Source organism: Pseudozobellia thermophila (assembly GCF_900141855.1).
Taxonomy (GTDB): Bacteria; Bacteroidota; Bacteroidia; order Flavobacteriales; family Flavobacteriaceae; genus Pseudozobellia; species Pseudozobellia thermophila.
Genome location: NZ_FQYU01000018.1, coordinates 24772 through 31839 on the forward strand (window position 1 = coordinate 24772; position 7068 = coordinate 31839).

General features: G+C 47.1%; 5 protein-coding genes. All 5 read left to right on the forward strand.

The genetic code is table 11. The annotated features are described in order from the left end of the window. The first annotated feature begins 5 nt into the window (after window positions 1-5). Window positions 6-1148 carry a hypothetical protein gene (locus BUB37_RS20685; RefSeq protein ID WP_072995892.1) on the forward strand — a complete coding sequence of 381 codons (1143 nt, stop codon included), beginning with the start codon at window positions 6-8 and terminating at the stop codon, window positions 1146-1148. 10 nt (window positions 1149-1158) lie between these two features. After that, entirely contained in the window at window positions 1159-1668 is a 510-nt protein-coding gene (locus tag BUB37_RS20690; RefSeq protein WP_072995894.1) for a type VI secretion system transmembrane protein TssO, read from the forward strand. 10 nt (window positions 1669-1678) lie between these two features. Further along, window positions 1679-4144 carry an ATP-dependent Clp protease ATP-binding subunit gene (locus BUB37_RS20695; RefSeq protein WP_072995896.1) on the forward strand — a complete coding sequence of 822 codons (2466 nt, stop codon included), beginning with the start codon at window positions 1679-1681 and terminating at the stop codon, window positions 4142-4144. Window positions 4145-4502: 358 nt separating this feature from the next. Then, window positions 4503-4937 carry a GPW/gp25 family protein gene (locus tag BUB37_RS20700; RefSeq protein WP_072995898.1) on the forward strand — a complete coding sequence of 145 codons (435 nt, stop codon included), beginning with the start codon at window positions 4503-4505 and terminating at the stop codon, window positions 4935-4937. A gap of 28 nt (window positions 4938-4965) precedes the next feature. Continuing rightward, window positions 4966-6831: a type VI secretion system baseplate subunit TssF gene (locus tag BUB37_RS20705; protein ID WP_139278168.1), complete on the forward strand. Its 1866-nt coding sequence runs from the start codon at window positions 4966-4968 to the stop codon at window positions 6829-6831. The last annotated feature ends 237 nt before the right edge of the window (window positions 6832-7068 follow it).

Below are 7068 nucleotides of genomic sequence, written 5' to 3' on the forward strand. Positions count from 1 at the left end.
CAAGCATGATAGAAGATATCAAAAATTTCAAGATCAATTGGGTCGATGGAATGAAAATCTCAAAAGAGCATTTTCAAAGCCTTCAGAACTTTGCCGAAAACAGCGTAAAGGATGCCTTTGTCATACACATGGGAAAATACGGGCACGGATTCCTTTCCTCCCGCCTTTTCGGCAAGAACGAATACGCCATAAACCTCGATATCCACAAAAGCCTAAAGGTTTCGTTCAATAGGTTACGGGCCGTTACGCCCAATGGCAACCGCATCGAGATAACCGAAAACACCCCGGAGGTCAAGGAAGAGGTCGTAGTGGCCGAACTTGCCGACAAAAATACGGAAGAAGGTTACGTACTGATCAATATCGACACCGAAAACCCGGTGCCCTTTGGCCCGCAAGACCCCGCTGAAATTCCGCCACGGCTACCCTACCTGGCCAACGGGTATTTCTTTACCTTCACCAGTGCCGCCGATCTGGAAAAATCGGGCCTGACCGGAAACCAATTGCCCATTGCCAAAATCGCAAAAGAAGGCAAAGGATTGTCAGTGGTTTCCGATTACATACCTCCTTGTACCAGCCTTGGGGCCCACGAAAACCTGATCCATTTTTACAACGAATCGGAGAACTTTCTGAAAATGACCGAGCGCAATGCCATTTTGATCCTTCAGAAAATCATGTCAAAACAAAGCGACAACCCCATTGCCGATGCCATGAAACTGGTGGTTGACAAGGTTTACGTATACCTTGCCCAACAGATCACAAAGGTCAAATGGGAAGAATACGACATGCACCCCAAAGACCTATTGCAGATCATCGTGAGTTTTGCGCGGGTCTTCAAGGGATCGGTAGATATCTCCTCACCAGAGAACAAGGAACAGTTGTTCAATTATTTCGGGGAATGGACCGACCTGAAGGGCGGCGACTACGAAAAATTGTTCACCGACGTCATCAACCTGCAATACAGGCACAACGACATCGCCGAAAACCTAAAGGTCGTAACCGCCTTTATGCAGACCATCGACCGCTTGCTCACCGTACTTACCCAAATCGATTACATTGGCAAGCGTAGGGACATGGGCATCTTTGTAAACGAAAACATTGTTGAGGAAAAGCCCGGGAAATCAAGGGGCTCCTCATTTTTGGCCGAATAAACACTAAGCTATGGAAGTACTAAACAAAAAAGAACGGATTTCTTCGTTTCTCCTCTTCTTACTGATGTTCGCCATTACCGTGGGCATCCTTTTTACGGCTTTTTTCTTTAGCTATAAATTGCCTTGGAAAGAGAACGAGGTACTCCGTGCCGAGAACCAAAAGATCCGTTACGAATTTCTATACCAAAAGCGCTTTATGGCCGCCTTGGAGGGCATCGACAAGCAAATCGACTCCTTGGAGGATGCCCATGAGGGCTATTTCTTTCTGGAACAATCGATCAATGCCGACCTGATCGACCTTAAAAGCGACATCCCGAAAGATTCGCTCGACGACAGGGGGATGTACGAGAACCTCATCCTTACCTATAAAAAATTGGTCGATGCCAAGAGGGACCTCAAACAGGTCGAAAGCGCACGGATGGATATCGAGGACCTGAAGGAACAGATCGAAGAGTACGAAAAAGAAATCGACAAGCTGAACACGGCCCTGAGCCTTTCCCAACGTTTGAACAGAAATTAACCGACCACCTATGAACCGTGAATTGGAAAAGGCAATACACATTGCCACCCAAATTGCCGATGAATACCAACACGACAGCTTTGGACCCGCGCATTTGGTCAAGGCCGCCCTTCATCGCGACCTATCGCTCCTGCGTTTTCTGCACGACAGAAAAGTAGACGTCTATTTCGTGGAGGAATGGGCCGAGGTACGCCTGGAGGAATATCCGAAACGCAACCGAAAGCCCGGCGACCTCAAGGCCAGTCCGCAAGCCCAGCTCGTCTTTACCGAGGCCGAAGACATCCAGCAAAAACTCAATAAGGAGGAAGCCGACCTGATCTGCCTTTTCATCGCCGCCGTTACCCCAGGCGTGGGTTTTACCTTTGATCAATTAAAGTCGCTTCCGGTAAGCAGCAATCAATTGCTCGACGAGCTTCTCAGCCATAGAAAAACGGACAAAACCGGAACGGCCAACATCAAGACCGCCACGGGAGGCCCTGCCCCCAAAACCGACGGCGTATTGTACAAATACGCGAAAGACCTCTTGCAAGAGGCCCGGGAAGGTACTTACGACGATATCGTCAACCGCGATAGGGAACTGAAAAAAATCATCGAGATCCTCAGCCGAAAAAACAAGCCGAACGTGATCATTCAAGGCGAACCCGGTGTGGGCAAGAGTGTGCTGGCCCAAAACCTGGCCCGTGAAATCGGCAACGGAAAGATCGTCGAAAACCTAAAGGAGGCCCACCTTTTTGAAATCGACACGGCCCTATTGCTTTCGGGGGCTTCATACAAAGGTGAGGTCGAAGACCGCTTGCAAAACATTTTTGACGAAGCCAAAACCCTTGTAAAACCCATCATCTTTATAGACGATTTTCATTTTCTTTTACAAGATGCCTCATCGAGCCAGGGAATCTTGAACGTGATCAAATCGGAGTTGAACAAGGGGGAAGTCATTCTCATAGGGGCGACCAATTCAGATAACTATAGAAAATATATCGCCAACGACGACGCACTCAACCGAAGGTTCGAATCCGTTACCCTCGAAGAACCCGACCACGAGATGACCTTTAGGATCTTACGGAGTATCGGCCAGACCTATACCGACCACCACGGCCTGGACCTCACCGAAGAGACCCTTCGCGAGGCCATACGCCTATCAAAAAGATATTTGAAGGAAAAAAGCCTGCCCGACTCGGCCCTGGACCTGTTGGACCGCACCATGGCAGCGGCCAACGTCTCCGAACAGTCATTGCCCAACGACCTTGGGGAACTTAAAGCCCGGATGGAAGCCATCGAGGAAAAGGCCAAAGAACGCGACGAGGCCGAGAACATTCAAGAAATCGACTGGGTGTATATGGCCCTAAGAAATAAATTGAGCCCTATCGTACTCGGAAAATTCGATACCGAGGACGCCTTCAGCTTTCCTTCCTATTCCGAAAAATCGACGTATCTCAAAAATATCATAAGTACCATCGAAACGCATTCCGAAACGCCGCGCAAAGGGGTACTCGAAGAAGACCTGGCCGCCATGGTGTCGAGCATTACCGGTATTCCGGCAGGAAAGGTACAAACCAAGGAAAAGGAACGTTTGATGGATATGGAAGCTACCCTTAAAAAGCGGGTAATCGGCCAAGACAATGCCATCAAAACGGTTACCGAGGCCATTATCGAATCCCGTTCGGGACTTTCAAAGGCCGGACAGCCTATCGGTTCCTTTTTCTTTTCGGGCCCCACCGGTACGGGAAAGACGGAACTGGCAAAATCGTTGGCAGAATTCCTCTTCAACGATGAAAGTGCCATTATCCGTTTCGACATGTCCGAATTTAAGGAAGAACATTCGGCGGCCCTGTTGTATGGGGCACCCCCGGGCTATGTAGGCTATGAGGAAGGTGGGGTATTGGTAAACAAGATCAGGCAAAAACCATATTCCATTGTCCTGTTCGACGAAATTGAAAAAGCCCACCAGTCGGTATTCGACGTATTTCTTCAAATTTTGGACGAAGGAAAACTCAGCGATCGCCTGGGCAAGGTAGGGGACTTCTCCAATGCGGTCATCCTTTTTACCTCAAATATCGGGTCCGAATTTATCAGCAAGGCCTTCAAAGGCGGCTCCGTTCCCAAGTCGGACGAGCTTCTCGAGATCATGGCCTCCTATTTTAGACCCGAATTTTTGGGACGGATTACGGAAATAGTACCCTTTGCCCCTATTTCGGAAGAAAACGCCCCCACGATTTTCGACCTGCACCTAAAGAAAGAATTATTGGCTCTTACCGAACGCTTGGGCATTACCCTTGAAATAGACAAAGCGACAAAGGAACACTTGTCTTTGGACGGTTTTTCACCTACATATGGGGTGCGGCCGCTTAAGGCGGTCATACGGAACAAACTGAAACGACCCCTGTCAAAAATGATCATCTCGGGCGATATCAAGGCCCCTCAGACCGTAAAGGTAGGCCTGGAAAATAATGAGGTGGCCTTTACCGTTGTTGAATGACAGTGGACAATTAACAATTAACAATGAACAATTAGCAATGAACAATTAAGAGTGGGCAGTGGACAATTAACAATGAGCAATTAGCAATGAACTGTTGGCAGTGGGCAATGAGCAATTAACAATAAACAGTGGACAGTTGGCAGTGGACAATTAACAATTAACAATGAACAATTAGCAATGAACAGTTGGCAATGGACAATTAACAATTAACAATGAACAATTAGCAATGAACAATTAAGAGTGGGCAGTGGGCAGTTAGTAGTTAGTAGTTAGTAGTTAGTAGTTAGTAGTTAGTGAAATGAAAAAATAACCGGTTAAAAGCAAACGGCGTACAGCGAATAGCATAAACAAATCTAGAATGGCAAAACCCTATTATCAGGCACCTTTTGATTTTAAACGTTTTTTTGAGAAGAAAGAGCTCAAGAAAATCGGGATGCGCGATTCGATTTCCCAGTTTATCAGCATTATCATTACCACGTATTTCGAGGAATATACCTTCGACGAGGATTTTGGGAGTGAAATATGGGAAACCGATTTCGATCTTTTGGTAAATGCCAATGTCATCAAAGAGCGGATCAAACGATCGTTGAAAAACCAGATCGAGACCTACGAAAAACGGCTTTCGAACATCGACCTGAACGTTGAACTCATGGAGAGCCTGTCTTCGAACACCAACAAGGTCCGGCTCAAAAAATACCTGTACATCACCATTCGGGGCACCATCGTAAAAACCGATGAACCCTTTGTCTTTACGGGAGACTATTATTTGGCTCCCTTGTCGTACAAGCAATGATTATCGGATAAATTAAAAAAATACACGTGTGAAAAGTCTATCGAAAGAGGAAATAAAAGATCGTTTAATCCGTAGGGCAGCCGATACTTGGGGCGTCGATGAGATGGAAATCGAATACTCCTTCGACCCCATCGTCGGTATCCTGTTCGACGCTTGTTCGCACGAGTTCGAACGCCTATCGGAAACCCTGAAGACCAGCCGTACCCAGATTACGGAGCGCCTGGTAGACCTTTTGACCCCCGAGATATCGGTAACCGCCAAGCCGGCCCATGCCATTATGCACGCCCTGCCCCTTGACCCCCAAATAGAAATCAACGGAAAGACCCAATTCTTCAACCGAAAAAGAATGCCCTTGTTCAACAACAACGGCAAGGAAGGGTTTACCGATTTTTTCTTTTGTCCTTCGGGCGATTTTACACTGAACAACTGCGAACTGAGATACATTGCCTACCCCGACAAAATCGTATCGTACGCCAACCAGCGAAGTACGCCATGGCTTACCAAAAGCGATTTTTCCGGGGCCCCGGAATCATCTGCCATCTACTTGGGCATTCGACCCGGTAAGGACCTGAAGGAATTGAAAGACCTTCTTTGCTATTTCGACCTTTTGAACTTCTCCAACAAGGAGCTATTGATTCATCATCTGGGCATTGCCGAATGGTCTTTGAACGGCATGGCCCTTGATGTCACCAAGGGCTTTTCACAAAAGGATACGGTAAAGGACGACTACAGCGACTACATCAACGAAGGCATTCAAAGTAAAATCCAATTTTACGAAGATTATGTACGCCAATACTACGAAGACCATTTTTATACGATCGAAGGCAGTGTCCCCTTAAACGAAAACCTAAAAAAACACCCCGAGGTCTTTAAGGAATTCCTCTCCGAAAAAAATATTGCCGCCTTCAAGGAACCTTTGTTGTGGATCAAGGTGTCTTTCTCTTCGGTGGTATCGACCCCCATGTTGGAAAACCTGCACTGCCATATCAACTGCTTTCCCATATTGAATAAAAAGACCCATAGCACCAGCAGACGCCTACAGTCTTTTTTCAATATCATCCCCATGGATTCGGAAAACGATTTCTTTTTGGACGTGAGCCATGTGGAAGGGGACACGGGCAACAAATACTACGTACATAACCGCGACAAAAAAGATAGCGCAAGGCCCCAGGCCTATTTGCGCTTCGGAGGGGTCAGCCGTTTCGACGAACGCGATGCCTCCGAACTCTTGAACTATACCCTCGACCTCCTTAAAGAGGAAAGCGTGGCATTTTCCACGATGGGCGACGACTTTATCAATTCGAACCTCAAAGACCTCAAGCAGATCGTTTCCCGTATAGAGCAGCAGATAGAGCTCCGCGGTTTCAAGAAAAACAAGATCCCTTACCTGATCATCAACAAAAACAGCATCAACAAGAACAAGGATACCATCGTCTTTGCCGACTATTGGACCACCTCGGGCGAAAAGGCCAACAAGATCAACCCGTACAGCAAACTGTACCAATATTCGGGAACGGCCTTTAAGCCGGAGTCCTTGGTCTTGATCACGGGCACCCTGGGCGGACACGACGAACCTTCGCCCAGTGAAAAAATTTACGCCTACCGCGAACATATCCTCTCCAGGGGAAGGATCATAACGCGACAGGATATCGTTCAGCATTGCTATGCCGTTTTTAAGGACAGCATTACCAAGGTTACGGTCAAAAAGGGCGTTATGGTATCTCCCGACAATTCGGTAGGATACACCCCTACAACCGACATATATATTACGCAGAACAACGAGGCGAACTATAGCGAAGATGACTGGGAACACCTCAAAAAAGAATTGTTGATAGGCATTAAATCACGGTCTGCCAATGTCTTACCGTTCCGTGTTTTTTACGACCGACCTTAAGATTTGTGCGAAAAATCGATATTGTATTTTAACGAAAAAACCTATCCAATTTTGTACGCTTTTGACGTAATTATTACTTTAAACCCTGTAAACACTACCCTATGTCTAAAATAGTAAACAGCAAGCTCCTTGTCGGGGGCGAGGAATTCCTGCCCAATTCGAGCTACAGCGTCACCGTAGAACAGTCCATTGGAGGGCACAGCGCTTTCCGCATCGCATTTCCCGCAAACGCCACCG

Bases quoted from the DNA above. Each gene is read 5' to 3' on its own strand.
- BUB37_RS20685 (WP_072995892.1), top strand. From the start codon at position 6: ATGATAGAAGATATCAAAAATTTCAAGATCAATTGGGTCGATGGAATG.
- BUB37_RS20690 (WP_072995894.1), top strand. From the start codon at position 1,159: ATGGAAGTACTAAACAAAAAAGAACGGATTTCTTCGTTTCTCCTCTTC.
- BUB37_RS20695 (WP_072995896.1), top strand. From the start codon at position 1,679: ATGAACCGTGAATTGGAAAAGGCAATACACATTGCCACCCAAATTGCC.
- BUB37_RS20700 (WP_072995898.1), top strand. From the start codon at position 4,503: ATGGCAAAACCCTATTATCAGGCACCTTTTGATTTTAAACGTTTTTTT.